At 68.1% G+C, this 25477-nt stretch carries 23 protein-coding genes and 4 pseudogenes; 14 read left to right on the top strand and 13 right to left on the bottom strand.

Going from position 1 to position 25477, the window contains the following annotated elements:
• Positions 1-161: 161 nt before the first annotated feature.
• Positions 162-1169 (bottom strand): LysR family transcriptional regulator, encoded by a 1008-nt coding sequence (locus PV734_RS08085; RefSeq protein WP_319097263.1) that lies wholly within the window; start codon positions 1167-1169, stop codon positions 162-164.
• A 151-nt stretch (positions 1170-1320) separates the two neighbouring features.
• Here PV734_RS08085 and PV734_RS08080 point away from each other — a divergent pair, with 151 nt between their 5' ends.
• Together PV734_RS08080 and PV734_RS08075 are read left to right on the top strand one after the other, a co-directional pair.
• Positions 1321-2256, top strand: a complete 936-nt coding sequence (locus tag PV734_RS08080) for an NADP-dependent oxidoreductase (RefSeq protein ID WP_319097262.1) — start codon at positions 1321-1323, stop codon at positions 2254-2256.
• A gap of 5 nt (positions 2257-2261) precedes the next feature.
• Positions 2262-2705, top strand: a complete 444-nt coding sequence (locus PV734_RS08075) for an SRPBCC domain-containing protein (RefSeq protein WP_319097261.1) — start codon at positions 2262-2264, stop codon at positions 2703-2705.
• A 308-nt stretch (positions 2706-3013) separates the two neighbouring features.
• Here the strand turns inward: PV734_RS08075 and PV734_RS08070 are convergent, their stop codons facing one another.
• A complete protein-coding gene (locus PV734_RS08070) occupies positions 3014-3961 on the bottom strand; it encodes a helix-turn-helix transcriptional regulator (protein WP_319097260.1) in 948 nt (315 codons plus the stop codon).
• A gap of 136 nt (positions 3962-4097) precedes the next feature.
• Between PV734_RS08070 and PV734_RS08065 the strand changes: the two genes are divergently transcribed.
• The 4 genes from PV734_RS08065 (at position 4098) to PV734_RS08050 (ending at position 6872) form a co-directional block, all read left to right on the top strand.
• Positions 4098-4316 (top strand): hypothetical protein, encoded by a 219-nt coding sequence (locus tag PV734_RS08065; protein WP_086746780.1) that lies wholly within the window; start codon positions 4098-4100, stop codon positions 4314-4316.
• Entirely contained in the window at positions 4313-4639 is a 327-nt protein-coding gene (locus PV734_RS08060) for a hypothetical protein (protein ID WP_319097258.1), read from the top strand. The genes PV734_RS08065 and PV734_RS08060 overlap by 4 nt, the downstream gene beginning before the upstream one ends.
• Positions 4640-4778: 139 nt before the next feature.
• Positions 4779-5801 carry a zinc-dependent alcohol dehydrogenase family protein gene (locus tag PV734_RS08055; protein ID WP_319097257.1) on the top strand — a complete coding sequence of 341 codons (1023 nt, stop codon included), beginning with the start codon at positions 4779-4781 and terminating at the stop codon, positions 5799-5801.
• Between the two features lie 375 nt (positions 5802-6176).
• Positions 6177-6872 (top strand): TetR/AcrR family transcriptional regulator, encoded by a 696-nt coding sequence (locus tag PV734_RS08050; RefSeq protein WP_319097256.1) that lies wholly within the window; start codon positions 6177-6179, stop codon positions 6870-6872.
• Positions 6873-7224: 352 nt separating this feature from the next.
• Here the strand turns inward: PV734_RS08050 and PV734_RS08045 are convergent, their stop codons facing one another.
• From PV734_RS08045 to PV734_RS08035, 3 genes are all read right to left on the bottom strand, one after another.
• A complete protein-coding gene (locus PV734_RS08045) occupies positions 7225-7662 on the bottom strand; it encodes a nuclear transport factor 2 family protein (protein ID WP_319097255.1) in 438 nt (145 codons plus the stop codon).
• Complete coding sequence (locus PV734_RS08040; protein WP_319097254.1) at positions 7659-8546, bottom strand: hypothetical protein; 888 nt, start codon at positions 8544-8546, stop codon at positions 7659-7661. The genes PV734_RS08045 and PV734_RS08040 overlap by 4 nt, the downstream gene beginning before the upstream one ends.
• Positions 8547-8786: 240 nt before the next feature.
• The gene (locus tag PV734_RS08035; RefSeq protein ID WP_319289091.1) at positions 8787-9464 is read right to left on the bottom strand and encodes an SDR family NAD(P)-dependent oxidoreductase; all 678 of its coding nucleotides are present in this window, start codon (positions 9462-9464) and stop codon (positions 8787-8789) included.
• A gap of 1000 nt (positions 9465-10464) precedes the next feature.
• Here PV734_RS08035 and PV734_RS08030 point away from each other — a divergent pair.
• Positions 10465-10796 (top strand): annotated as a pseudogene (locus PV734_RS08030) (IS21 family transposase); the annotation flags it as partial.
• Positions 10797-10971: 175 nt separating this feature from the next.
• Here PV734_RS08030 and PV734_RS08025 read toward each other — a convergent pair.
• A pseudogene (locus tag PV734_RS08025) lies at positions 10972-11887 on the bottom strand (glycosyl hydrolase); the annotation flags it as partial.
• Positions 11888-12379: 492 nt separating this feature from the next.
• On the opposite strand from PV734_RS08025, the gene PV734_RS08020 reads away from it, so the two are divergent.
• The gene (locus tag PV734_RS08020) at positions 12380-13408 is read left to right on the top strand and encodes an IS110 family transposase (protein ID WP_319289090.1); all 1029 of its coding nucleotides are present in this window, start codon (positions 12380-12382) and stop codon (positions 13406-13408) included.
• A 32-nt stretch (positions 13409-13440) separates the two neighbouring features.
• Positions 13441-13539, top strand: a pseudogene (locus tag PV734_RS08015) (3-oxoadipate enol-lactone hydrolase); the annotation flags it as partial.
• A gap of 369 nt (positions 13540-13908) precedes the next feature.
• On the opposite strand, the pseudogene PV734_RS08010 reads toward PV734_RS08015, so the two are convergent.
• A pseudogene (locus PV734_RS08010) lies at positions 13909-14206 on the bottom strand (GTP-binding protein); the annotation flags it as partial.
• A gap of 169 nt (positions 14207-14375) precedes the next feature.
• Between PV734_RS08010 and PV734_RS08005 the strand changes: the two are divergent.
• Positions 14376-14531, top strand: coding sequence for a hypothetical protein (locus PV734_RS08005; protein WP_319289088.1), 156 nt, complete (start codon positions 14376-14378; stop codon positions 14529-14531).
• Positions 14532-15143: 612 nt separating this feature from the next.
• Here the strand turns inward: PV734_RS08005 and PV734_RS08000 are convergent.
• Together PV734_RS08000 and PV734_RS07995 are read right to left on the bottom strand one after the other, a co-directional pair.
• Positions 15144-15461, bottom strand: a complete 318-nt coding sequence (locus tag PV734_RS08000; protein ID WP_319289087.1) for a hypothetical protein — start codon at positions 15459-15461, stop codon at positions 15144-15146.
• A 245-nt stretch (positions 15462-15706) separates the two neighbouring features.
• Entirely contained in the window at positions 15707-16000 is a 294-nt protein-coding gene (locus PV734_RS07995) for a hypothetical protein (protein ID WP_319289086.1), read from the bottom strand.
• A 1821-nt stretch (positions 16001-17821) separates the two neighbouring features.
• Between PV734_RS07995 and PV734_RS07985 the strand changes: the two genes are divergently transcribed.
• The 3 genes from PV734_RS07985 (at position 17822) to PV734_RS07975 (ending at position 21289) form a co-directional block, all read left to right on the top strand.
• Positions 17822-18505 carry a DUF6308 family protein gene (locus PV734_RS07985; RefSeq protein WP_319289085.1) on the top strand — a complete coding sequence of 228 codons (684 nt, stop codon included), beginning with the start codon at positions 17822-17824 and terminating at the stop codon, positions 18503-18505.
• A gap of 461 nt (positions 18506-18966) precedes the next feature.
• Complete coding sequence (locus PV734_RS07980) at positions 18967-20220, top strand: hypothetical protein (RefSeq protein ID WP_319289084.1); 1254 nt, start codon at positions 18967-18969, stop codon at positions 20218-20220.
• 127 nt (positions 20221-20347) lie between these two features.
• A complete protein-coding gene (locus PV734_RS07975; RefSeq protein ID WP_319289083.1) occupies positions 20348-21289 on the top strand; it encodes a hypothetical protein in 942 nt (313 codons plus the stop codon).
• A gap of 77 nt (positions 21290-21366) precedes the next feature.
• Here PV734_RS07975 and PV734_RS07970 read toward each other — a convergent pair whose 3' ends face one another.
• Complete coding sequence (locus tag PV734_RS07970) at positions 21367-23259, bottom strand: hypothetical protein (protein WP_319289082.1); 1893 nt, start codon at positions 23257-23259, stop codon at positions 21367-21369.
• 263 nt (positions 23260-23522) lie between these two features.
• On the opposite strand from PV734_RS07970, the gene PV734_RS07965 reads away from it, so the two are divergent.
• Positions 23523-23987, top strand: a complete 465-nt coding sequence (locus tag PV734_RS07965) for an ATP-binding cassette domain-containing protein (RefSeq protein WP_319289081.1) — start codon at positions 23523-23525, stop codon at positions 23985-23987.
• A gap of 139 nt (positions 23988-24126) precedes the next feature.
• On the opposite strand, the gene PV734_RS07960 is transcribed toward PV734_RS07965, so the two are convergent.
• The 3 genes from PV734_RS07960 to PV734_RS07950 all read right to left on the bottom strand — a co-directional run bounded on the left by PV734_RS07960 (position 24127) and on the right by PV734_RS07950 (position 25352).
• Positions 24127-24597, bottom strand: coding sequence for a GNAT family N-acetyltransferase (locus PV734_RS07960; protein WP_319289079.1), 471 nt, complete (start codon positions 24595-24597; stop codon positions 24127-24129).
• A gap of 67 nt (positions 24598-24664) precedes the next feature.
• The gene (locus tag PV734_RS07955; RefSeq protein WP_319289182.1) at positions 24665-24979 is read right to left on the bottom strand and encodes a metalloregulator ArsR/SmtB family transcription factor; all 315 of its coding nucleotides are present in this window, start codon (positions 24977-24979) and stop codon (positions 24665-24667) included.
• Between the two features lie 70 nt (positions 24980-25049).
• Positions 25050-25352, bottom strand: coding sequence for a hypothetical protein (locus tag PV734_RS07950; RefSeq protein ID WP_319289078.1), 303 nt, complete (start codon positions 25350-25352; stop codon positions 25050-25052).
• Between the last annotated feature and the right edge of the window lie 125 nt (positions 25353-25477).

Genomic DNA, 25477 nt, shown 5'->3' with positions numbered 1-25477 from the left:
GACGCACCGTGGGCGGGGTCGACACCAGCTACGCTAAAACCTCTCGCTAACGTCAGGTGCAAGTCCTTTCAGGGTGGGAGCTCCGCGAGGAGGCGTCGTGGCTCGCCGGCGAGCTGCTGGCGGCGACTCATGGGTCATGGCACAGACCATGTACGAGGGGATCAGGTGGCGGTTCGGTCGGAGTCGACGAGTGCCGCCGGATCGACGCGCTGAATCTCGGTGCTCCGCTCTGCCGCCATGACCTGGGCCCCCAGAGCTCGGGCAGCTGCCGCCCGCTGTGCATCCTGCTGACTGCCGTCCGCGAACGGCCGGGTTCCGGTTCCGCTGAGATCGGTGCCTTCCAGGACCTGCGGTAGCCGCGTGCGCCGGTCCAGCACGGCGTGGGCGGTCGCGGTGAGACGGGACGCGGCCGGGCGCGCGTCGGGGAGCCAGGCCAGCACCAGCTGGGTGGGCGGGTATCCGTAGACGGGCACTGCTCGTACGGATCCGCCGAGGCGGTCCCGGACGCTGTCGCCGACGACGACCACGAGCCGGCCGAGTGCGACGCGGTCGACCATGGTGTCCAGCGCCTCGTGGGGCAGTTCCGCTTCGTAGCCCGGCAGTGCTTCCACCTCTGCGAGGGTCAAAAACGGGCGGTCGGCCAGAGGGTGGCCCGCCGGGAGCAGGACGACCGGCTCCTCAAGGCCGAGCTCCATCACCTCGAGACCAGAGCCGGGGGTGGCGACCGACTGGCACATCAGGGCGACGTCCGCGGTGCCGTCCCGAAGAGCGCCGATCTCGTCGTAGGTGAAAACCACCTCGGTGAGCACGCCGTCCGGGCCCCGTGCGCCGACGGCGAGGAGATCGGGCAGAATACCCGGGCCCGCGGCGGGGCGTACCGCGACGGTGACCCGTTGCGGTACGGCGGCCTTGCGCGCCTTGCGTACGGCGGTGTCCAGCGCCGCGAGGATCGTGCGGCACTCGGCCAGGAAGACCTCGCCCGCGGCTGTCAGCGTCACCTGCCGTGTGGTGCGTTTCAGCAGGGGGACTCCCACGCGGCGCTCCAGTTGGGCGATGGCGCGGGACAGGGGCGGCTGGGTGATGCCGAGGCGTTCCGCGGCCTGGCCGAAGTGCAGGGTCTCGGCCACGGTCACGAAGTAGGCGAGTTCCCGGGTCTCCAACTGATTCATGCTTCCAAGGTATTACCTGTTGCCCAGACAGTCATTGCTCCGCCGCTGACGCCCTGGTCAGCTTGGTCGTGCGCCTCCCAGGCCCCCGGCCGGTCGAGGTGCTCGTGCCGTGCCGACCCCGCACGCATCACACATCACGAGAGGCAGAGCTGTGAAATCCGTTCAGTACCAGAGCTTCGGCGGTCCCGAGGTCCTTGAAGTCGTCGACGTTCCGGATCCGAAGATGTTCGCCGATCTCGTGGTGGTGAGAATCGAGGCAGCCGCGCTCAATCCGGCGGACCTGGCCTTCCAGGCCGGATACGCGGATCCTCTCGTGGACTCCCTCTTCCCGGTGACACCCGGATGGGACCTGGCCGGGGTCATCGAGCAGGCCGGACCCGCGACGACGGGATTCAGGCCGGGCGACGAGGTGATCGGCTTCGTCCGTGACAAGGCCATGCACTACGGCACCTACGCGGAGAAGATCTCGGCCGAACCGCGCCAACTGGTGCGCAAGCCGAGGAACCTGAGCTGGGCCCAGGCCGCCGGACTGCCGGTCGCCGGGCTGACCGCCTACCAGGCGATCGTGCACAGCCTTGAGGTGACCGCCGGAGACGCCGTCCTGGTCCACGGGGCGGCGGGAGGCGTCGGACACCTCGCCGTCCAGATCGCCGTGGCACGGGGCGCACGGGTGCTCGGGACCGGCTCCGAGGCCAGCCAGGCGTTCATCGAGTCACTGGGAGCGACGCCCGTGCGCTACGGCGACGAACTCGTCGAGCAGGTACGCAAGATCGCCCCGGACGGGATCGACGCCATCCTCGACACCGCCGGGCGTGGCTCCCTGTCCACGACCCAGGAGATCGCCGCCCTCGGTGCGCGGGTCGCCTCCATCACGCGGTCCGCCGCCGAGTACGCGGGGGCCATCGACGTCTACCTCCACCTCGACGGCGACGACCTGACCCGGCTGGTGGAGCTCGCCGAGGAGGGCAAGCTCACGGTGCACGTCGAGCGGGCATTCCCGCTCGAAGAAGCGGCGCAGGCCCAGCAGTTGCTGGCCGGCGGCCACGTCCGAGGCAAGATCGTCCTGGAAAACCGCAGGGAGGCATGAGGACCATGCAGGACAGTCCCGTCATCACCGCGGTCACCGACATCGCCTCTCCCCCGGCGGAGGTGTGGAAGGTGCTGACCGACTTCGCCGGATACGCCAAGTGGCACCCCGCGCTGCGTTTCATCGATGCTCCCACCGAAATACTCCCCGGAACCCAGCTACGGGCCCAGGTGACGCTGGGGACCGAGAGCGACGGGGAGTACAGATTCACGGTCGCCCACTACGAGGCACCTCGGCGGCTCGTCTGGGAGGGCGGCATACCCGACGTCCTCATGGGGCGGCACTCCTTCGATCTCAAGCCCCGTGACGGCGGAACACGCTTCACGGAATCCGAGGAGTTCACGGGCACGGCCGCCGTGGAAACCGTGGAGCCCGCCCGGTCCCAGATGGAAGAGAGCTACGCGAGGTACGGCAGGGCCCTGAAAGAACGACTCCTTTCCGGACACTGACCACCCGCGCAACCCACACCGGAGACGTCCGCGCCCGAAGACCGCAACTCCCCACGGTCTTCGGGCGCGGGTACACCCGAAGACGCAGACCCAGCACCACGCGGTAAAGCAACGAACGGCAGGTTCGGCATCGTCGGCGTCGCGGTGCACGCATGGCCGTCAAGGCGGGGATCGACGTACCGCTCAGCAACCCGCACGGTCTCCAGACCCTCGAACCCTCACCGACCGCCTCGCCTCGGGCGCACGCTCGCTCCGGCTCAGGGCGCGCGGGCACCTCGGTGAACGTCCCGTATGCCTCGGCCTGCTCATCAGTCAGCTCGGCCGTGGGTGTCGGCGCCCTTCTCCTGGCGGCCGGCGTGGGTGGCGGGTGCACCCTGGTGCAGAGCAGGGGTGGCCGCCCAGCTGGCGAGGAGCTTGAGCCGGTCTTCGTGGGGGGTGCCCGGCTCGGCGGTGTAGATGGTCAGGGAGTGCGCTTCGCGGGCGGACACGGGCAGGTCCAGCGGCTGGTAGGTGAGTTCGAGGAGGCCGGCGTCGGGGTGGTGGAAGCGTTTGACGCCGCCGTGGTGGATGCGCACGTTGTGAGCGGCCCATTGGGCGCGGAATTCGGTGCTGACCGTGGACAGTTCACCGACGAGCGCGCGCAGGGACTTGTCGCCTGGGTAGCGGCCGGCTTCCGCGCGCAGCAGCGCGACGGTGATGTTGGCGGCGCCGTCCCAGTCGTGGACGAAGTCGTGGGAGGCGTCGTCGAGGAAGTAGTACCGGGCGAAGTTGGGGCGACTGCGTTCGTCGGTGGTGCTGCTGTCGAACATCGGCGCGAACAGGGCGCGGGCGAGTGCGTTGGTGGCCACGATGTCCAGGCGGCCGTTGGTGACGAACGCCGCGGACAGGGTCATTGAGTCCAGAAGCCACTGGACGCGGGGCGGGACGTCGACGGGCTTGCGGCGGCGCCGGGTGGCGGGGCTGGGCTGGGCGGCTTTGGCCAGGTCGAAGAGGTAGGTGCGTTCGTCCTCATCGAGTTGCAGGGTGCGGGCCACCGCTTCGAGGACATCGTCGGACACGCCGCTGATATGGCCTTTCTCCAGCCGCGTGTACCACTCGGTGCTCACCCCGGCGAGGACGGCGACCTCCTCGCGGCGCAGCCCGGGTACCCGGCGCCGGCCGCTGGTGGGCAGGCCGACCTGCTCGGGGGTGAGCTGGGCGCGGCGGCGGGCGAGAAAGTCACGGATGTCGGCGCGGTTGTCCAGGCGGCGTTCCATGCTCTCAACGCTACGGTCCACAACCGTGGGGAGGGGGGTCGAGCTTGTACCCCCGACAAACGCAGCCTCCCGCGCTCGCGGTGGAGGCTGTTTCGTGGGATGCGAACCACGTTCTCGATCCCTGCGGAGATGATGTATGACCACGCGAGGAGGTACCCTCCACGCCCCTGCCGGTGTACGCGTCGACGACGGCGAGCGTCCACCCACCCGGCTTCCGCTCGTCGTCTACGTGCTGACTCTCGGCACTTTTTTGATGGGCACGACCGAGTTCGTGGTGGCCGGGCTGCTGATCACTGTCTTCGCGGTCGGGATGATCGTCGGCGCGCCGCTGACGGCGGCAGGCGTCCGCACATGACGAGGACCGTGGCCCCCGCGGTGACCACGGTCCTGCTGCTGGCGCTCTGCCTGCTGTCCGGCCACGCCGCGCCCACGGTTGCGCTCATCGCCCTGCTGGGGCTGTTCGGGCTGGGCGCGAACCCGGTGCTCATCTTCCTGGGGGTGAGTTTCGCGGGTCAGGCGCTCCCTCTGAGGTCCGCGCTGACCGAGTCCCCTTTGAGGGCCACGGGCCCGGCGGCTGTCGGCACCGGCATCGCCGCGCTGACCCTGATCCCCGCGATCACCATCGCCCTCATCCAGCGTCGCCGTCCTATGGCGCGCATCCAGGCCGCTACGGCGTGACGCCCGCCCGGGGCCGGTTACGCCCTTTCAGCAGGGGCAGGCGCGAAATGCGCATACCGAAGAGAGTGCGGAGATCCCGTACCTCCCTGAAATCCACCGGCGCCACAGGCGCCGACGCACAGAAAAAGGAGACTCACCCATGCGTGGAGTAGTCATGCACACAGCCGGTGACGTCCGGGTCGAGGAGCGCGAGGATCCGAAGATCGTCGAACCCACTGACGCGATCGTGAAGCTGACCGCGACCTGTATCTGCGGCTCCGACCTGTGGCCGTATCGCGGCATCGAGCCCGCCGACCACACGCTCATGGGCCATGAGTACGTGGGAGTGGTGGAGGAAGTCGGCTCGGATGTGACGACCGTCCACCCCGGGGACTTCGTGGTCGGATCGTTCGTCATCTCGGACAACACCTGCGAGATCTGCCGGGCCGGGTTCCAGTCCAAGTGTGTGCACGCCGAGTTCGTCCACGGGGGGATCGGCACCCAGGCCGAGAAGGCGCGCATCCCGCACGCCGACGGCACGCTGGTCGCCACCCCGGGACAGCCCGATCCCGAGTTGATCCCCGCACTGCTGGCCGCCTCCGACGTGCTCGGCACCGGCTGGTACGCCGCCGTCGCCGCCGAGGCCGGACCCGGCAAGACCGTCGCGGTCGTCGGCGACGGCGCGGTCGGCCTCATGGCTGTCCTCGCCGCCAAACAACTGGGCGCGGAACGCATCATCGCCATGTCCCGGCACCCCGAGCGGCAGAAGCTGGCCCGCTACTACGGGGCCACCGACATCGTCGAAGAACGCGGCGACGAGGGCATAGCGAAGATCAAGGAACTCACCGGCGGGCTCGGCGCGCACTCGGTCATCGAGGCCGTCGGAACCCAGGAGTCGTTCATGCAGGCCGTCGGCGCCACCCGCGGCGGCGGACACCTGGGGTACGTGGGCGTGAACTACGACGTGTCCATCCCCGGGATCGAGCTGTTCTTCGCCGGGATCCACACCCTCGGCGGCCCGGCCCCGGTGCGCCGGTTCCTGCCCGACCTGATCCAGCTCATCTGGGACCGCAAGATCGACCCCGGCAAGGTCTTCGACCTCACCCTGCCCCTCGACCAGGCCCCGGAGGGCTACAAGGCCATGGACGAGCGGCGCGCCACCAAGGTCCTGCTCACCCTCTGACACACCAGCTCACGCCGCCTCCCGGCCGAAGCGCGGGCCGTGGGCCGGTCCTCGGCGGCGTCGATCACGCCGATCGGTCACCGGTGGTCCACTCGCGTGAACACCGATTCCGTCCTCTCGTCGCGCCGTGGCGCAACGAGAGGACGGCAGGACCTTCGAGCTTCTGGCGCTTTCGCGAGTATCAGGGCGACACCGAAGTCGTTCGAGCCGAAGGTGCGGGCGATGACCAGGCCCACCAGGGGCCGACACCGACGATGGAAATACTGGTCACGGAGTCACCTGTATGTTCCTGAATTGGGATAGCGCCCTCCGGTTCGCTGTGGCAAGCGCAGCACGAAAAATGGATAGGTCAATCCGATTGCTAGACTGGCTGGTATGACCCCTGGCGCTCAGCACCCCGACGGTCCCGCCGTTCAGCCTCTGCGCAGTGACGCCGAGCGAAACCGGGAGCGGATCATCGCCGCAGCGCGCACGGTGTTCGCGCGGGACGGCCTGAGCGCCTCCATGGCTTCCGTGGCCCGCGAGGCGGGCGTGGGGATCGCCACCATGTTCCGCCGCTTCCCCACGAAGGAGGAACTGGTCGACGCCGTCTTCTCCGACCGCATGGGTGCCTACGCCGACGTGGTCACCGGTGCCCTGGAGGACCCCGACCCGTGGAACGGTTTCGTCGGCTACATCGAATCCGCCTGCGCGATGCAGGCCGCCGACAACGGCTTCGCCGATGTCCTGACCATGACCTTCCCTACCGCCAAGGTGTTGGAGGAACGCCGTAACGGGGCGTACGAAGCCATGCTGCGGCTCATCGACCGCGCCAAGGCCACCGGCCGCCTGCGCGAGGACTTCGACCCCTCGGACCTGGTACTGATCCACATGGCCAACGCCGGCGTCGTCAACGCCACCGGCGACGCCGCCCCGGACGCCTGGCGGCGCGTCGTCGCCCTGTTCATCCAGTCTCTTGAGGCCCCGGCCCGCGGCCCGCTGCCCGGCTCGCCCGGGCACGACGCGCTCTACAGGGCCATGCTCCGCGTCGGCCAGGGCACCACCAGACCGGTGCCGGGCAAGGGCGGCTGACTTCAGGACCGGAGCACCCGTGCCGGGGCGCGGCACGGGTGCGGCATGTCGGGCAAGAGCGCTGGCACATGGCGGTGGCGGGCACTCGCAGTTGTGGAGATGTACCCGCGCTCGCGAGGCAGTTGGCGTAGCGACGCGACACCCAGGTCGGTGACGGTCGCGACGCACTCGATGAATGCACATGCGAACGCCGTGAGTCGTTCTCTCGCCGGTGCCCCTATGCCGAGGGGAGGCGGACCCGACCTGCACGCGTCCTGAAACTCGGCCTCGGCGAAGAGAGCCAGGAGAAGACTGCTCCGGTCGGTGAACCGGCGGATCACACCCGAACCCCGGCGCTCCCCTGTGGGGATCGTCAGTCGGGGATCGGGGTGAGGATCTGGTGGAGTGTGCGGTGGGTGATCTTCCAGCGCCCGTCGTCGAGGCGGTAGTGGTCGGCCTGTTCGAAGATGTGTCCGCCGGTGGCCACAGTGTAGGGGGCGGGTCCGGATTCGGTGGGTGGGCGGCCGCCGTACCCGAGCAGGGTGACGGTTCCCTGAGCGGTGGTGTCGCCGATGGTGTGGAAGTGCGTGGCCCCCATTATGTGGCGGGCGGTCAGCTCCTCGGGCCCTGGACGGGCGTTGAGCAGGTCCAGGATCTCGCCATGGCCACGTATCTTCTGTCCGAGCCGCTCGTAGAGGGCGTCGGGGGCGAAGAATTCAAGCACCGCGTCGTACTCGCGGCGGTCGTAGTGGTGGTAAAAAGCAGTGCTGAGCCGGGCCAGCGCCCAGGCGGTCGCGTCCTCGTCGGTCATGCCGTCGTTCCGTTTGGGGTGATGCTGTCCGGGCTGGTGCGGGTCTTGAGGACGAAGTCGAACTCCATCGAACGGTAGGGGCCCTGGAAGCCTGCGGCTGCTGTGTCCTTGGGGTCCTCGTGCAGGACGGTGTCGGCCTGCAGCGCGGGAGGGGCCAGGGTTCCGCCGACGAAGTCGACGGGGATGACCGGGTCTCCCTTGAAATAGACCTCACCCCGCCAGGGAGTGATCAGGTCGGAGTGGTGGACCTCGTAGTGGATGTGGGCCGGACGGTAGAGGCTGCGCCCGAGGGCTGCGACGGCTTGGACGACCCCGTCGACCTTCCTGATGTGGGAGTCGGCGTAGGCGACCGGGGTGACGGTGGTGAAGGTGTAGCGGCCGTCGGCGTCCGTGAACAGGTGGCCGCGCAGGTTGTACGTGGGCACTCCGTCGTCGTACAGCCCGGAGTAGTCGCCGTTGTTGGCCGCATGGTAGATGTCCACTTTGGCGCCCTCGACCGGCCGACGGTTGCCGTCCAGAACGCGGCCGGACACGACCAGGGGAGTGCCGGGTTCGTCCGGTCGCATCGGCAGGACGCCGGGATTGTCGATGCGTGGGGAGCCTGCGATGTACGTGGGGCTGTTGACCTCTTCGGAGGGGGTGTAGCCGTCCCGGCCGCCCTGGAAGACTTCGCTGAACAGCGGCATGGCGACCAGTGCCAGCGGGGCGCCCGTGGCCGCCTGGGCCTTCTGCAGCAGGCCGGTGACCGCATTGAGGTCGTCGAAGGTCAGTCCCTCCTCGTCCCGCATGCGGGCCAGAGCGTCCTTGAACGCCTTGACGAGACGGACTGCGCGGGGGTTGATCAGTGCCGGGTCGACGTAGGACGGATCGGTGGTCGTGGTCATGCCGGTCTACTCCTCTAAATGCGGTGGGGGGATTGGCTGATGGCAGGCATCAGCAGGCCGCGGGTGTGAGGGATTAACTGCTCGCTGGACTCGGTGGTCCCCATCACGCCCGAGGCCGCGAACGGCGCGGTCGGCAGTATCCGTCGCAGCCGAGCTCTTCTCCTTGACCGCGCCGCGGCCCGGAACGCCGCGGCGCGATCAAGGTTGGACGAAGGACGGATGACGCAAGCCGGTCCGGTGTCAGAGGCTGAAGACGAGCTCGGCCTGGTCGCGCTTGGTGGTGTGCAGCTCCCAGTAGACGGGGGAGATCTCCTCGGGCTGGGCCGTCGGGAAACCGGGGACGGCCGGCGTGCCGATCGACACGTCGATGCCGACGTGGGCGGCCTGGATGCCGGTGCCGTCCAGTTCCTTGTGCAGGTTGACCGCCCAGTTACGCAGGGCCGCGGCGGCGGCGTTGACGTTGCCGACCTGCGGCACGGGGTCGATGGAGCCGGCGCCGGTCGTGTAGAGCAGGGTGCCCGCACCGGCCTCGCGCATCGCGGGCAGCACCGCCTTGGTGGCGGCGATCGCCCCGTACAGCTGGAACTCGATCTCGTGCTGCACGTGGGACGGATCGGTGTCGGCCGGGGTGGTCATAGCCGTGGAGCCGAAGGTCCCCACCGGGGAGTACTCCAGGACGTCGATGCTGCCGAACTTCGCGGCGGCGTCCTTGAGTGCCTGGGTGAGCGCGTCACGGTCGAGCACGTCTGCGGGAAACGCGGCGGCGGTGATCTCCTCGCCGGACAGGGTGGCGACGAGCCCGTCGAGCTTCTCGCGGTTGCGCGAGATCAGAGCGACATTGAAGCCCTGGGAGCCGAAGGTGCGGGCAATGGCCAGACCCAGCTGGGGGCCGGCTCCGATGATGGCGATGCTGGTCACGGCAAAGTCCCTTTCAGGAAGACATGGCACCGGAAGGCAGAGATCTGGATAGGTTTATCCGATTCATGATCCGGATAGCTCTTTCCGGTTCGTTGTCGCCACGGTACCACGGAACTGGATAGGGTGATCCGATTGCCCGTGGCGTGATGTGGGCCCTGGCGCCCGGGGGTGGGAGAAGCTGATCGGCGTGCTCAAGGCGACGCGGCGTGCGGTCACTCGGGCGGCTCCCTCACCGGACTCCTGCGCGGGCTCGCACCAAACATCCAGCGGGCCTGACGTGCTCAATCGAGCCCGGGCGCACGGTTCGCGGCCGTTAGCGTCCGGGGTGGCGGTCGGTGCGGGCCCGCAGTGCTGTGACGTCACAAGCCCCGACCGGTCACGCGTCGAGCGGCACCGCCCTACAGTCCGACGATTGTCGGCGATCGCGATTTTCCCCATCTAGGGTGTTTTAGTTACTTCGTTATTCTTCATCCTGAATTCTCCTGATTGGCAATGGGCGCGGCGGAGTTCGGGATCGAGGGACCTGGTCATCGCGGAGTTCGCGTGAGCGGTCTTCGGCCTGTGGGTGGGAAGGCCGATGGGCAGCCCGGATGGCGAGGAGAACGTTCGTCGTGGTCGATGTCACGGGCGGCCCGCCGATGAGCGAGGCCGACTGGGCCGGACTGTTCAAGAGCTGGTTCCTGGAACTGGCCAACTTCCGACTGAGGCAGATCACTTGGACGGACATCGACCAGCACCGTGACTACATCGAGAGCCTGCTGGGAACGGTGACGGCCACCACGATCCACCAGCGGCTGCGCGACGAGCACAAGCTTCAGGTGCCGATCTCCGCGTTCCGCCGCTGGGCGCACGCCACGCTGCCCGACAAAGTGAAGAGGTCGCAGGTCACCGTCCTGCCCGAGGACATCGAGCCGGGCGAGGAGGCCCAGATCGACTACGGCTTCCTGTGGCAGTGGATCAACCGGCACACCAGCACACGGCACCGGATCTGGGCCTTCGTGTCTGCGACCGGACCAAAACCGTCGTCCGCTGGCACGCCGCGCCAGGTGAAGCGGTCCCGCTGCATCCGGAGGCAGTTGGCTTCGCCGGCCACTACGACATCGACATCGACGTCTTGGCCGCCTACCGGCCCACCGGCAAGGACCGGGTCGAGCGCCAAGTCCTGATCGTCCGCGACCACGTGCTCGCCGGACGGGCCTTCTCCTCCACCGAGGAGATGGACGCCGCCTTCATGGCCTGGGTGCCGCAGCGACGCGCCCGCACCCACGCAACGCACCACGAGGTCATCGGACTCGGGCCGCCCGCGATCACGCGGCCCTCAAGCCGCTGCCGCCCCGCGCCGTTCGTCCTGGCCCGCTGGTCGACCGCGACGGTCGGGCCGGTGGCGCCCTCCGGATGTGAGGGGGGCGCGTCGCGCGTTGCGTTCACGCTGTACGTGAGTGTGGTGCCGTATGCGAAGGAGGGATGACCCGGCGATCGGCCCGGCCACCCCTCCTCGTCGTCACCGTCAGCCGAAGTCGCGCACCTTGATCGAGTAGATGCCGCGGCCGTGCGTGGCCGCGTACAGGGTGCGGCCGTCAAGGCCCAGCTTCAGTTGGAGCACGGCGACGGCCGGGAGGTCGCCGACGCGCTGCCAGGTGCTTCGGCCCGGGCGCGGTAGACGACACCGAGGTCGGTGCCGACGGCGAGGCCGCCCTACGGTGTGACGATGGCGGAGTCGGCCGGCACGTCAGGGAAGTTCCTGGAGATGTCCTTCCAGGTGGTGCCGCCGTCCTTGGACTCGAAGACATGGCCGACACGCGCACCCGGGCCCGGGCCCTCGGTCCACTGCCCGGGGAAGCCGTTGACCGTGATGACCACGTGGCCGGCGTTCTTCGGGTCGACGGCGAAGCCGCAGAGGTAGCGGTTGGGTACGGTCCCGTCGACCGGGAGCGTGATGTCGTGCCAGCCGGTGCCTCCCCCAGACTCCGTCCGGGAGGTGCCCCCAGCGTTGCCGACGGAGATGCCGCGGGCGGAGCCCTGGTTGTTGCAGGGGCCGCACCAGGCCGCGTAGACCTTGCCGCCGGAGGCCGCGACGGCCGTCGCGGTGTGGTCGGCTCCGAGGTCGTCACGCTGGCCCACTCGTCGCCGCTGCGGATGGCGTACCCGTGAGTCTGCACCCACACGTGACGGCCGCCCGCGATCCACGTCGAGGGGCTCTCCGCGTCGGCCGCGAGCGGGGCGATGAAGCGGGTCTCGCCGGTGGCGTTGTCGGCCGGGGCGACGTCGTAGGACGTGACCTTGGAGGCGTCGTCGATCCAACTGCCGTCGTTGACAGCGCAGTTCTGGGTCACCTGGATGGAGAGGTAGACGTAATCCTGAGCGATGTTGCACTCGTTGGCCGGGTCGGTGAGGGTGCCGCCGCCGTCGCCCCCGAAGTTGGCTTCGTCCAGCCCGTTCGTGCCATGGCCGACGACGGACTCCCGGTAAGGCGGGCCACACGGCTGGCCGTCAATGCCGGTCATGGGCGGACGAGAAGTCAACTCACTGTCAGCCCGTCCAGGCCAGGTTGAGCACCGGTTCGGACGAACCTATCCGGCAGTGATCGGATCATGTCGTTGTGCCGGTCCTGGTGGGACTGTTGCGTGGTGCTATCCCGGGCGGGGTCTGACTCATGAGATCTATGACCGAAGTGTCCAGTCACAGGCTTGTCGACTGTCGTTGCGGGATGGTGTCTGCTGTCACCGAGCCACAGGGCGTGTCCCAATAGGGGCCTTGCCGAAGTTCAGGCGCCATCACGGTTCAGACCGCCCGAGCAGGCCGGTGCCAGCCACCCAGTACGTCACCACGCGGGAGGCGAACCAATCATGACGACCCGACAGAGCAGCACCTCCTCCAGCACGGATCCTCCCGTTCCGGGCGAGGTCGTCCTGGGCGTGGACACGCACGGCGAGATTCATGTTGCCGCGGTGGTCTCCCCTCTGGGGGAGGTCCTGGGCACTGAGTCCTTTCCGGCCACGGCGACCGGCTACCGTCGGCTGCTCGTCTGGGCCCGCAGGCTGGGGGTGGTGCGCCGGGCTGGTGTGGAGGGCACCGGTACCTTCGGCGCGGGCCTGTCCCGCTACCTGCTGGCTCAGCGCGTCGAGGTGTTCGAAGTGAACCGGCCCGACCGCTCGGCCCGCCGTCTGCTCGGGAAGTCGGACCCGCTCGATGCGCAGGCTGCTGCGCGGGCTGTGCTCAGCGGTCGCGCCCGGGCCCGGGCCAAAACCGGCGACGGTCCGGTGCACAGCGCTCGGATGTTCAAACTCGCCAAGGACTCCGCGGTCAAGGCCCGCACCCAGGCGATCAACCAGCTCAAGGCCGTCCTGGTCATAGCTGACCCCGCCTTGCGGGAGCGGTTGTCGAGCCTGGGCAATGCCGAGTTGTTCCGCACGTGCGCGCGCCTTGGCCTGTGCGACGGCGGGGGCGACGAGGACGCGGTGGCCCAGGCCACCCATATGACCCTGAGTATGCTCGCCGAGCGCATCGAGCAGCTCACCGGGCAGATCGATGAGCTGAACCGGCGCTTGACGCGGCTCGTCGAGCGCCACGCCCCGCAGCTGCTCGTACCGGTGGGCATCGGCCCGGACAGTGCCGTCACGCTCCTGATCACCATGGGAGACAACCCCGAGCGGCTGAACACCGAGGCATCCTTTGCCGCCCTTTGCCGAGTCAGCCCCGTCGAGTACTCCTCGGGCCGGCGGAGCACGCGCCGGCTCAACCACGGCGGCGACCGCCAGGCGAACGCCGCCCTGCACCGCATCGTGTTCACCCGGCTGCGACACGACCCGCGCACCCAGGCGTACTACGAACGCCGAACCCAGGAGGGCAAGACCCGCCGTGAGATCATCCGATGCCTCAAGCGATATGCCGCCCGCGAGGTCTTCAACCTGGTCAGACCGGTTTCCCGCACCCCCGGGTTATAGGGGCGTCCGTGAGAGATGAGAGGGTCTGACGGGTGAGCGAGACACCACCGAACCCCCTGCAATACCGCTTTGACGGGCCAGAAGAGGCTCCGATCCTGATCTTGGGGCCCTCCCTGGGTACTACATGGCACAGGTTGTAGAGACCGTCCAGGGGCGTCTACGCCAGTCCAGCGCGGGCATAAAATCGCAGGTCAGGGCCTCCTGGTCCGGCAGGGGCCGCCCAGTTGGTGATGGCTGTGTGATAGGCGGGTGATACGGCGAGGCCCCGCCGAGGACCATCCTGGTGGGGCATGTGCGCGGAGCCGTGAGACGACGAGGCCGCACCGGAGCTCTCCGGTGCGGCCTCGTCGTGAGATCGGCTGCGCTGCCGGGCACGATGCGGTCGGTGCCTCGTGCGGCCTCCTCACGACGCAACCGGCCGCGGACGATCGCCAGCTTTCACCACAGCTGAAACCGAATCAGCTCGGCCAGTGACTACACCACTCGGCGGGGCACCATCTGAGGCAGCCGTTCAGGTCGTCCTGCAGCAGCTCCGCGTCCATCTGGGTGCCGATGAAGACGAGTTCCTGCGCATAAGGGCTGGCGCTGTCGTGAGCAGAGGAAGGCTCGAAGCGGGCCACCGAACCGGCCTGCGGTCACAGTCCCGTCATCCAGGGCCGGCTGGCGAGGGTGAAGGAGCCCTTGGACCTGAGGACCTGCCCGTAGGCGCCGCTGCCCGGTGTCTCCGTCACCAACGTCCAAACCGTCCGGGTGGAAGGACCATCCGGAGCAGAGGACGGTTGAGGAGATGGCGTACTGAACGAAGTTTCGAAGGAGGGCGTGAACACCGTGTCGCCGGGCACAAGGGCTATCGCACCGAGGTCCTGGCATTCGGAGCTGGTCGGGTCTACCCACCAGGGACGAACTCAGGCCCTTGTGAAGCTCATACGCACACGCGCCTGAGCCCGAATTGACGATGGGGTTTAAAATGATCATTCTTGGGCTTATTCTGCTGATCATCGGCTGGCTTGTCGGCATGGGTCTGCTGACGACGATCGGCGGCATCCTCATTCTGGTTGGCGCCATCCTGTGGATCCTGGGTGCGACCGGTCGCGCGGTCGGTGGACGCAAACACTTCTTCTAAAATCAGGGCGCCTCACCAGCTCTCTGTGACGAGCGACGTGTCCATGACTCCCTCCGCGTCGGAAAGTCCACACCGTGAGTAGCTTCTGGACCCCTCGAGGCCGGGACGAGGCGAGAGCCCGGCCAGAGAGACAGCTGGGAACCCCGTGGGCGGGGCCATGCGCCGACCCCGCCCTGTCTCGTTGGCGATGAGTTTGCCCTGAGCCGGGCCCTGCCCGCCGGTCGTCGAGCGCAGAGCCTGGCTGCGGGGTGAGGCGGATGCTCTGCCGCTTTGGTACAGGAAGCGACGGGCGTGCTGCATCGGTGCCCAGAGTGCCCGCCCGATCAAGCTGAACCCCGTGCAGGAGCGCCTGGTGCGCAGGGTGGAACGGGCTCCGGGCCACGGTGCGCTCGGGCCCGTCCGGGAGGAGCGCGTTGTGCACGACGCCGATGCCGCTCTCCGCGTCGTGAGGGGTGTGCCTGGGGAAAGTATCCCAGGAGGCGGTTGCGGTTGCGGTGAGATAGCCGACGCCGATCCAGGCGGTCAACGCAATGGTGCCGTAGCGGAGTTCGGAGACAGCTTCGTCCAGCGCGGGGCTGAGCACGGCCATCGTGCTCGGATGCGCGATGAGGTTCACGCGAGGGTGCCGGCGAACTCCTCGTTGGTGGTGCGGACCGCCTCGGCGAGGAATTGGCGCGGGTCACCGGGGAGTTTCAGCATGGCGAGGACGGGGGCGGAGTGCTCCGTGGTCAGAGCTGGTCCGGGTTCCGCCGGGGCGGGACCTGTGATCAGCACGCGGCCTGCTCCGAGCCGTTCGGCGTCGTCGCCGTACGTGTCGAGGGCGTGGGCGCCCGGTCGTCGCTGCCGGGGTAGTGCGGGGACGGGCGGGTGCGTCGGCCAGCGCGGCTCGCAGGTGGGCCAGGAAGCGGTCCTTCTGCGCCCAGTCGGCACTGACGACGACCGCCTGGCTGGCTACGCAGTTGTAGCTGTTGTTGTGCAGCTTCTGGGTGGCGATGTGGTCGGCCTGGCAGCGCAGGTCCGCCTCGGACCAGCCGCCCGGCAGCACGATCGTGGGGGAGACCTTGCCCAGTTCGCTGGTGGCCGGCTTGTCAAGCAGCGGTGTGCCGCCTTCTTGCGGCTGGCGCCCTCGGTACCCGTACCGAAGACGATCGCGTCATGGGTCGCGGCGCTGCCGGTCATGTGGACGTGGCGGACCTTCGGGTGGTGCACCAGGTACGTCCCGACGTCGGCGCCACTGGTGAGGACCCGGACCGCCCGAGGTCGATCAGCGGCGCCAGTACTCGGTTGAAGACGTCGAGGACGCCGTCGGTGACCGGGTTCAGTTTGAGGGCCACCACTCTGTTGTGCGCGTACAGCCCGTAGAGCACGCCCAGGATGGGGACCGAGGTGATGTTGCCGGCACCGAGCACGACGCCGACGCCTGCGGTGTCGGACGGGTGAAGTTGGGCGAAGCCCGTGCGCTCCCGCACCTCCTCCGTGGTGCCAGGCGGCCAGGGCGGTGATGCTGGCGGTGAGCGCGCCGAGGGAGGTCAGCACCGGTTAGGGGCCGGTGATCCATTCTTCGCCGGGCAGCTGCTTGTAGACGACGGCCGCGCGCACCCACGCCTCGGCCGCTTCGGCGGGTGGCTGCCTGCATCTGCTCGAGCAGTTTCCGTCGGTTCGCCAGGTCGCAGGCGGCCCAGGCGGCCTCGCCGCGGACCAGGCCGCCGACGGCCTGGTCGATCGCCCGCACCCCCGCGTCATAGGGGCGTCTGTGAGAGCGGAGTGCGACGAGAAGCCCCGCAGGTGCGGCCCGGCGGGGCTTCTGAGTAGGTGAGTTTCCGCGTCCGCCTTGAGCCCCGTTGCACTCGGTGCATCCTCTCTCGAGCACCGCGACGCAAGGGCGCGGTGACGACACGCGTTTTACGGCCGATGCGCGGCATCAGACCTCGGAATTCTTCGCGAGCAACCAGGTCGCAGCGTTAGCCCCTGCAAAGCCCAACGCCTTGGGAGGCGTCTGCGGCACTGCCTTTCCCTCCGACATTGCGGGGACCGCGTGGATCGACCGCCATGGGACTGCTGGCGCGGCGGTCGCCAGCCCGTCGCCCGTCACCGCCTAGTATTTGCCCGCTTCATCACGCGGCCGCATCGCTCCGCGGGCCTGGTAGTGGGTGGCATCCCTACACGCAGCCCGCTGCCGATCGCTACCCGCTACCCGGGACCTGACCTGGGACGTCAGGGCAGTTGTACCGCAATGCGGTCCGCTTTCCTGCAGGCACGCCATACGGGCTCCCGCGCACGACGAAGCCCCGACGGGCTCGGCGGGGTGTCGTGTCGCAGGGGCTATGACGGAGTGCAGCGGCTGGCGTGGGCAACGTTGCACTCCGGCACTCCACTTTCGAGCACGCGGAGCATGGACGCGGTGACGATACGCGTGCTACGGCCGATGCGTAGCACGCGGCACGGGAACTCCCCGCGACGCACAAGGTCGTAGCCCTTCGCCCGAGAGAACCCCAACGCCCTCGAAGCGTCTTCCACGCTCCCCGTTCCGTCCCAGGTGGCGCGGATGTGTGTAGGGCTGTAACGGGTGCTTTGCATATCGTTGGCCTGTCTGTGCAATTCGAATGCTTTAGTTGCTAAGGGGGTGCGGCTTGCGTGCAGCCAATGGGATTTGAAGCTGCTCAATATGTGTGGCGCCGCGCGGCAGGGTCGGTAGGTCCCGGTGCTGACCCGGGAATGATCAAAGTGACGTAAGTGAGGGTCGGTCACCACACCTTGCGCGCTGAGGTTGATGCCGATGAGTAGGCCACCCCGCCCGAGGTCAGCTTGGGATGCTGCGACGCGCTTCGAGCGAACATGAGCGCCCACGGCACCCGTTCCACGGAAACTCTGCGGTAGCCCAGATAGCCGACAGTCGCGCGACGCTTTGAAATTACAGCCGTCTTGGTGTTTCCTTTCGACGTAGGTGCAGGTCGTGGCGGTGGACCATCAATGATCCGGGGAAACGCCGGTTTGGCTAACCGGCGATCCCGCGCTATGTTGCTGCGCTTCGAAGTTATGCCTGTGCGCCCACTCGTGTAGTCAGCTGTTTCTGCGCTGTCTCCTCCGCCACCGCTCTGGTCTTCCACTGCTCCGTCGGCAACGACATCGACGTCTACGCCTGGACCAATGCAAGAAGCCATCCCATACCTCAAAACGGTGCAGCGCAGGCACACGTGTCGGCGGCGCATTCCGCCCGAGCCGCCGTCTGATCTCAGCTGATGTACAGTCCGCCGACGCATCACTGTGCGCGAGGGAGTGGGGGGCCTCTGGTGATCGGATTGAAGATCCCGGAGATCTACTGGGACGACGAGAACGCCGTGAGTCTGCTGGTCGAGTACTTCACCCGACGACGGTCAAACGGTGACCTGTTCTATTCCGGCGCGCACTTCGAGCGCCTGGGCGGGGGCGGGGACGCCGAGCATGTCGCAGACCGCTTCGACAGCAACGACCTGGTAGCCATCACCATGCTCAGCGTCTCCCTGGAGCCGCACGGGGCGATCAACTTGCTGACCGACCCCGACGGGCACTGGGCGCGCTTGCTGTCGCATATCCCTCGTGACGCGCGCCTGGAGAATCCTGGAAGCGATGCGCTCATGGAGGAGGGTGGACCCGTGTGGGAGTTGTGGGAACGCCTGGCCGGCACCAAGCACTACCCAGGGAAACCCGACGGCAGCGGCCCGGTTGTCGCAGGTAAATTGCTGGCCCGCAAGCGGCCGCACCTCATCCCCATCTACGACATCCGCATCAAGCAGCTATTCGAGCGACCGAAGGTGGACCACTCCTTCTGGGCCGCGCTGTCTGCGGCCCTGCGGGTGGACAATGGTGCCTTCCATGATCAGTTGATCCATCTCCGCGGCAAGGCGGGTATCGGTGAGGACATCGGCGTCCTGCGTGTGTTCGACGTCATCGCCTGGATGCTCGAAGGCCGGCAGGGCCAGGTCGCGACGAGCTGAGCCCTGAGGTGGAGTGGGGGGAAGGCGCATGCGGAGGCTGATGGGGCACCGAGGGCGGGCGACGATAAGGGCAGACATATTGCGCCCTGCCGGTCAGATGTCCCGGAAGAGACCAGCGAGTCCTGTGACCTGCCGCGATGGGTGGCTCCTGGCTGCTGACCTGCGTTAATGTCCTTTCTGCTGTTTCACACTCATGCCTGTTGATGCGGCCGGAAGTCCCAGAAAAGTCCCAGGAGACTCCCACCGCCCGCTGTCACTCTTTCGGCTCTATGCAGAGTGTGCGGGTGCGGTGTGGGCTGGTGTTCGTGCATCGGTGGTCGGCCCTGAACGAACGGCAACGCGTGCTTCTCGAACGACTCGCGGCCGGAGAGGAGCCCGGAGCCTGGGCGCCGGGTGAATGGCGCTCGGCTCATGCCCTGCGTGATCGCGGGCTCCTGACGGTCAGCCGCGGTGGCGGTGACGTGCGTATCGAGGTCACTGAAGCCGGCCAGTTCTACCTTCGGCATGGTCATCGTCCGGACGACCCTGCGTTCGCGGACGTCGCTGTTCACGGGGCGTCCGCCGGACCTGCGGCGCCGGCGAAAAGGGGAGAACGGCGCGAGATCACGAGCCGAAGGCGCAGCCTGACGCCCTACAGTGAGCGGCCCGTCGCACGCGCTCGACAGGCGAAGGCGCGGGAGTTGATTGAGCGGCTGGCGACCGAGGGGCGTGTCCGCCTTGCCGACCCCGATGACGACGAGGTTGCGGAGTGGCGGCGCGTTGTCAATTACGCGAAGCGGCACGGTTTGGAGCCGCAGGGCAAGCGTATTGAGAAGGCGGGCTTCGGTGCACGTGGGTTGGAGATGCGCCTTGTGGAGGGCCCGCATCCCAACTCTCGGAGCCAGCGGCCGAGAGACGATGCGTCGGTGGTCCCGGTCTCCGCGCGACTGAGTGCCCTGCATCCTGCTGTGGTTGCGCTCAGGGACGACGAGGGGCAGTTGGTGATTCCGTCTGTGCTCCGTCGCCGGTCGCTCCTGATGCTGCAGGCGCTGGCTGCCGAGGCGGTGCGGCGGGGCTACGAGGTCAGGCGCGGCCGGTTGTCCTACTCGCGGCGTGAAGGCGGGGTGGACGTGGTCGTCGACGGCTTCGCGTACTCGGTCACCGTCAGGCAGGAGTTCCCACAGTCCACGAATCCCGAGCGCTCCGCACGTCTCGTGGTCGAGCTTGACCACGGCCGTTCCGGCCAGTCTGGCCGGCCGGGCCGATGGCGGGATCGGAAGGGCCGGTCGCTTGAGGACGCCCTGGGCTTGATTCTTGGGGAGATCGAGGCGCGAGTGGTGGAGGACGCTCGGCGCCGAGACAGCGAGGAGCGGGCCAAGGCGGAGCGTGCAGTTCGCTGGCGAGCGGCCGTGGAGGAGGCGAAGGCGCGAGCAGTTGAGGATCAACTCGCCGATGTACTGCGTGAAGAGGCCGAACGCTGGCGGGAGGCCGCTGCGCTTGGTGCGTACTGCACGGCACTGGAACGTCGTCTCGGCGAGCTGGACGGTGCCATGGACGAATCGGCTCTGGACTCGGCCCGGCGCTGGTTGGAGTGGGCGTACGGCTACGCGCGGGCGATCGACCCCTTGACCCGGCTTCCGGGGATGCCGAACACGCGTGAACCGACGCCGGAGGAGCTCGAACCACACCTGAAGGGATGGAGCCCTTACAAGCCGGAACGACGGAACGGACGGTGACTTGGGAGCCCACCACTGCCTGCCCCGACTCCGTACGGCAGGACACGCGCACCGCCCGCTGGTGAGCGCGGGCGTCCTACTGTGTGAGGGGTACCGCCCTTATCCGACCAGCGAGGAGCAACAGGCTGTGAAGGTCGAAATCCAGCCGGACGTACGCGACATCGCCGCCCAGCTCGGGGCTGGCGTTCCCTACGCGCTGAAGGTCCTGGCTGGCCAGTTGGCCGACGACCCTGACATGGGCCGGCCTTCGGGGCTGCCCGGCATTCTGACCGTGACGGTTGACGGCGAGGTGTTCGAGGACTGCCCCGACCTGTCCGTCGGCTACATCCGCGAGCAGGACCGGATCGAGATACGGTTTCTGAGAGCGGCTTCCTCCCCCGAGCCCTCCACGGACGCCCAGGAGCAGGACCAGGACCAGCCTGCCGACCCTGCTGCCGCCGCGGTCACCGTGCGGGAGGTCGCTGATGCCTGGCGGCGGATCACTGGCTGGCTCCAGCACAACGCCCCTGACTCCTACGCGGCGCTCCGCGCCGGTGCCGACCCCACTGCCATCGCTGCCGTGGAAGGCGACCTCGGCATCCGGATACCCGTCGAGCTGCATGTCCTGTGGCTGCTGACGGCGGGCGACGGCGGGGTCAACGGCTGGGGCTGGGGGTGTCTTCCGGGTGGTGAGGCTCTGATGACCCTGGACGACGTGGCTGCCGCCTACCGGCGGCGGATGGACGCTCAGGACCACGAGGACACCTTCAACGTCGACCGTCCCGAGGACGAGCGGATCACCGTGTGGAGGACGACCTGGATTCCGGTGGTCTCGCACGGCGCGGTGGACGGCACTTCGGGTCTGTACCTGGATGCCGCCACCGGCTACCTGGGCCGCTGGTCCCGCTACAACGAAGGCCCCGGCGACGAGCTCGACACTCTGGTCAGCTACCTGGAAGAGGCTGCCGACATGCTCGAAGCTCCGGCCCTGGCCATCCGGGACAAGCCCGGCCTGATCGGCGGGGCGCTGGTCTGGGGCAGCAGGATCGACCCGGCACAGGAAGACCGGTGGCAGCCCCTGACCAGCTGACCACGTACAAGATGGGGGCCAGCCCCGAGGGCTGGCCCCCTTTTTTTCGGCTTTCCCGTGCTGGCGCTCAGGCTGTGTCAGCCGATCTTTTTCCACGTGCAGGTAGTCGCGGTTGACGTGCAGTGCTCGAATCCCGGAAGGGTCACGAAGAACCCGTCTCCGTCCAGCAGCCGCCACGCGGGTGCCGGGAATCCGCTGAATGCCTGCTCATTCTGCACGCTCGGGATCGCTGCACGCCCGCACCGCTCCGTACCGCTTGGCCCGTTCGTCGCCGTGCGGGTGTCCGCGAGGAGGCCGAAGTTTGCCGATCCGTCGCCCATCTTGTCGGTGAACAGCTGGGCGCACTTGCTGCCCGACGTCACCAGGTTGACGCTCTTGGGGTAGCCGCCGGACTCGTGTGTGGAGGCCATCGCGTACTCGTCACAGTCGACCGTCCCCACCGATGTGTCGGACGGGTGCAGGCTCCAGGTGCTGTCACAGACACGGTCACGGCTGTTGTTCGAGTTCCACGGATTGCCGGCCCCGTTCTTCACGGGGGTGTCCGGGCCCAGGTAGTGCATCAGTGAGTCCCACCGCTTGGAGCCGGCGTGATCGGGCATCACCTGCTGCATGTACCAGTAGTACCCCCCAGCGGCCGGGTACTTGTTGGTGTCCAGCGTCCAGGTCGGCTTGAAGTACGGCAGGACACAGCCCGGCGCCGAGCCCGCCACCCAGTTGTCGCAGCGCGGCGCAAGCTCCTTTACCTCGTCGATCCCGGAGGTTCCGAAGTTCGCCGTTGCGATTGCGGTGCTGCTGGCGTCGACGGTCGCGGTCACCGACCAGCCCAGGCCGATGGTCTCCTTGCCCGAGCCGTTCCACTGCGTCGTTACCCGTCCCCACCGGTCGCCGTACGGCGGACCGTCGTTCACGTTCCAGTACGCGGTCGGTCCGGCGTTGTTGTTCTGCCCGTCCGTCCACTTCACGTTCGACGTCACACATGACGAGCACGTCGACCCGATGTTCCACTTCATCGTGACGCCTTCCAGCGCCGGGGCGATCGAGACCGGCATGATGGCGATCTGCTGGTCGAACTCGGCGAAGTTCGACCCGGACGCGCCCTTGTTCGGGTACGCCTTGATCCGCTGCTCGATGTCGAACGTGGCGGTGCCGATCTGCACATCGTCTGGGTCGATGAACACCAGTGTTGCCGACCCGATGTTCTTCAGGCACGCTTCGCCGCGGCTCATGTAGTCCTTGCCCGCCGGCTTGTCCCAGCACCAGTCGACCAGCTCCACAGCAGGCGCGACAGCCGCAACTTCAGCCGCCTCGGCAGGAGACTTACCGGCCTTGCGGGCCTTCGCCTCCTCGGCCTTGCGCAGCGCCTCGGCGCGCTTGATCGCGCGCGCCTGCGACTCCGCGGTGGGAGGCGACAGCTCGATACACAGCGTGCGCCCCTGGGCGTCCTGCTTGCCGCAGGTACGTTTCTGCGTCGCTTCCCGCTTCACCGCACCGTTCGCGTCGAACGTCGGCAGAGCCGGCCCCGGATTCGTGCGGGTGAACTCGATGATCTCCTGCGCGGTCTTGTCGATCGTCGACGACGTCTGCGCCGCAGGGAACTTCACGTACGGCTCGATACGGAAGTCCGCCCACGGAGACCAGTTCGTCTCGTACAGACTGCCGTCGAAGGCGGAGGTGCGGAACTTGTACAGCACGCCGGGCTTCAGGATGCCGTACGGCACCGTCACTCTCGCCGTTGCGCCCGAGGCCACATACGGCGACACCAGCACCCCGTACTCACCCGACCCGTCAAGGTCAACCTGCGCCTTCGGAGTACCGTCAGCGTTCGCGGTGTACACCTGGAACGTCAGGTTCGCGGTATCGCCGTCCGCGTCGGTCACGCTGTTCCGTAGCACTACCCGCGGAGTGATGACCCGCCAGACGGTGCCCGACTTGGAGAACTTGGGGCCGGCCGACGGGGTCGTACCTGACACCGGCCGCGACGCTGCGGTGATGGCCGAGAGGTCCTGCGGTCCGGCTGCCGCCACCTGCGCCGGAGAGGCATCCAGGCCGGGCGCAGGCGGAGCGGGGGCCGCTGTTGCGGTGCCCACCCCCGCCAGTAACGCCAGCACGGCACCAGCGGCAACGTGCCGCCACGCCGACGCACGTAAGAGTCTCACTTCGTCATTCCCCCTTGCGGAGTTCGTGAGTTGTACACGACAGTCCGCAACCCCATCACGCACCCCCGCAGGGAAATATGATCAAAGTCATGGTTTGCCGGGCGGGGGTCGATTCAGGCCAGGGGGTCATGCAAGCGCTGGGAGACGCACAGCTGGCCATCTCACCAACCAGCCTCCTGCGTTCTAACGGGGTGTCGTTAGATGTCAGCCGGTGTACCGTCCACCGACACAGCGCTGGTCGCAGGGGAGTTGGGGGCGGGCCTCTCGTTGATCGAACTGACCTCCGGGTCATCTTCGGCCGTCGCTCGGACGTCCCGGCTCTGGACGGCGTCGCCCTCGCCGTCGCGCCTGGTTCGGCGACCGGGATTGTCGGTGCCTCCGGCTCCGGCAAGACCACGCTGGTCCGTGCCGTGGTCGGGTTGCAGCCCGTCACCGCCGGCACGATCAGTCTCGACGGGGTGGCGCTGAGCACCGGCCTGCGCGGCCGGAGCCGCGAACAACGGCGTTGGGTCCAACTGGTGACCCAGGCGGGGATGACATGACGTGACGTACTCGGCCCGTTCTTCCTGGGCTGACGTCCCAGCCTTGGTGAGGGCTGTCGAGGCATCTTCCCCACGGCCTGCTTTCGCTGCGACCGACCGGCGGAACGCCGGGCGTGGCGGGCAACAGCGGGCGCTCCGGTCATGGTCCCCTCCGTCGGCGATCGAGGCGTACGGCAGCGGCACGGGGCCCGGGCGGCGCAGTTCGCGGACACAGCGCCACCTCGCCGCCCCCGGCTCTGCGGACGCGGACCATGTCCGGCCGCGCGGACCGGCAGCATGGTTCCGGACGGTCACAGCGGCTGGGCGGCCAGAGCCCGGGCCGGGTGCCGGGGGCCGAGGAAGACGACGATGCCCTTGCCGTCGGGGGAGGGGTGGGTGGCCTGGTAGTCCAGGCGGTGGCGAAGCCGATGATCTCCGGTCCCGCGAAGGCGAGTGCGGCCGTGAAATCGGGGCGCCGCACGTTCACCGGGAGCCGCCCCACGAACTCGACCGCCTTCTCCTCGTCCTCGTTCCAGGGCGGGGCGCAGAACGCGTCGACGTACACGGAGTGCAGGGCGGAGCAGTGGGCGAGGAGGGCATCGCCCTTGAGGACGAGAACACGGGTGCTCATCACTCACTCGGTCCGCCCGTTCGCCGGCGGTGCGTGTTCGGCGCGTCATGCGGTTGACGGCGCCGGACTACTCCTGTGCGTGCCGGATGGCGTCCAGCACGATGTGGGCGATGTGTTCGTCGGTGAGGTGGTACCGGATCTCGCGGGCCTGGCGGCGGGTCGTCACGATGCGGGAGTTGCGAAGCACACGTAGATGCTGCGAGACCAGCGGCTGGCTCACTCCGAGAGCGGCGACCAGTTCGTGGACGTACTTTCCACCCTCGGACAGCTCCCGCACGATGCCGAGACGGACGGGGGAGGACAGAGCCTTCAGCAGGTCGCTGGCGGCCTCCAGGGCGCGTAGCGGCTCGTCCGCCGGGGCTGTCGAGGGAGGAGGTGTCATCGTCACATGCACACATTAGCAAGTGACAATGATTTCCGGTCCGGGTTTGTGCCGCCGGACGCGGATCCGGTCAGTGGTCGTCCCAGTGCCCGTCGTGCGCGGCGTGACGGTGGCCGTCGTGCACGTAGTCCACGTGGTCCTCATGCGGCACCGCCACGTGGCCGCAGCTCGCGCCGTGCTGGTGGTCGTGGCTCTCGTGGGCGGTGTGGCCGGCGCTCGCGCACTCGTCGACGTGGCCCTCGTGGGCCGCGTGGAGGTGGCCGTCGTGCGCGTAGTCGGTGTGGTCGCCGTGCGGGATGGCGACGTGGCCGCAGCCCTCGCCGTGGGTGTGCGTGTGGTTGTCGTGCGTGCGGTGCTCGGTGGCGGTGGTCATGTGGTGCTCCTCGTGGTGCTCTCGGATGCCTGCGGCTCGTGCTCCGCAGGCAGTGCGTGGCTACATTAACATATGGCAATTCATGCATGTGTGGCTCGAAGTCCAGCTGCTGAGTGCCGGGTTCG

Origin of the sequence: Streptomyces sp. AK08-02, from assembly GCF_033795085.1 — a bacterium.
GTDB lineage: Bacteria > Actinomycetota > Actinomycetes > Streptomycetales > Streptomycetaceae > Streptomyces > Streptomyces echiniscabiei.
This window is presented reverse-complemented; position numbering and strand designations above follow the sequence as displayed.

What these genes read in the sequence shown, in the direction of transcription:
- PV734_RS08055 (WP_319097257.1), top strand. Translation starts at nt 4,779, where the DNA reads ATGCGTGGAGTAGTCATGCACACAGCCGGTGACGTCCGGGTCGAGGAG.
- PV734_RS08065 (WP_086746780.1), top strand. Translation starts at nt 4,098, where the DNA reads ATGACCACGCGAGGAGGTACCCTCCACGCCCCTGCCGGTGTACGCGTC.
- PV734_RS07960 (WP_319289079.1), bottom strand. Translation starts at nt 24,597, where the DNA reads ATGAGCACCCGTGTTCTCGTCCTCAAGGGCGATGCCCTCCTCGCCCAC.
- PV734_RS08040 (WP_319097254.1), bottom strand. Translation starts at nt 8,546, where the DNA reads ATGACCACGACCACCGATCCGTCCTACGTCGACCCGGCACTGATCAAC.
- PV734_RS08070 (WP_319097260.1), bottom strand. Translation starts at nt 3,961, where the DNA reads ATGGAACGCCGCCTGGACAACCGCGCCGACATCCGTGACTTTCTCGCC.
- PV734_RS07950 (WP_319289078.1), bottom strand. Translation starts at nt 25,352, where the DNA reads ATGACCACCGCCACCGAGCACCGCACGCACGACAACCACACGCACACC.
- PV734_RS08045 (WP_319097255.1), bottom strand. Translation starts at nt 7,662, where the DNA reads ATGACCGACGAGGACGCGACCGCCTGGGCGCTGGCCCGGCTCAGCACT.
- PV734_RS07955 (WP_319289182.1), bottom strand. Translation starts at nt 24,979, where the DNA reads ATGACACCTCCTCCCTCGACAGCCCCGGCGGACGAGCCGCTACGCGCC.
- PV734_RS08085 (WP_319097263.1), bottom strand. Translation starts at nt 1,169, where the DNA reads ATGAATCAGTTGGAGACCCGGGAACTCGCCTACTTCGTGACCGTGGCC.
- PV734_RS08050 (WP_319097256.1), top strand. Translation starts at nt 6,177, where the DNA reads ATGACCCCTGGCGCTCAGCACCCCGACGGTCCCGCCGTTCAGCCTCTG.
- PV734_RS07965 (WP_319289081.1), top strand. Translation starts at nt 23,523, where the DNA reads ATGATCAAAGTCATGGTTTGCCGGGCGGGGGTCGATTCAGGCCAGGGG.
- PV734_RS08075 (WP_319097261.1), top strand. Translation starts at nt 2,262, where the DNA reads ATGCAGGACAGTCCCGTCATCACCGCGGTCACCGACATCGCCTCTCCC.
- PV734_RS08060 (WP_319097258.1), top strand. Translation starts at nt 4,313, where the DNA reads ATGACGAGGACCGTGGCCCCCGCGGTGACCACGGTCCTGCTGCTGGCG.
- PV734_RS08005 (WP_319289088.1), top strand. Translation starts at nt 14,376, where the DNA reads ATGATCATTCTTGGGCTTATTCTGCTGATCATCGGCTGGCTTGTCGGC.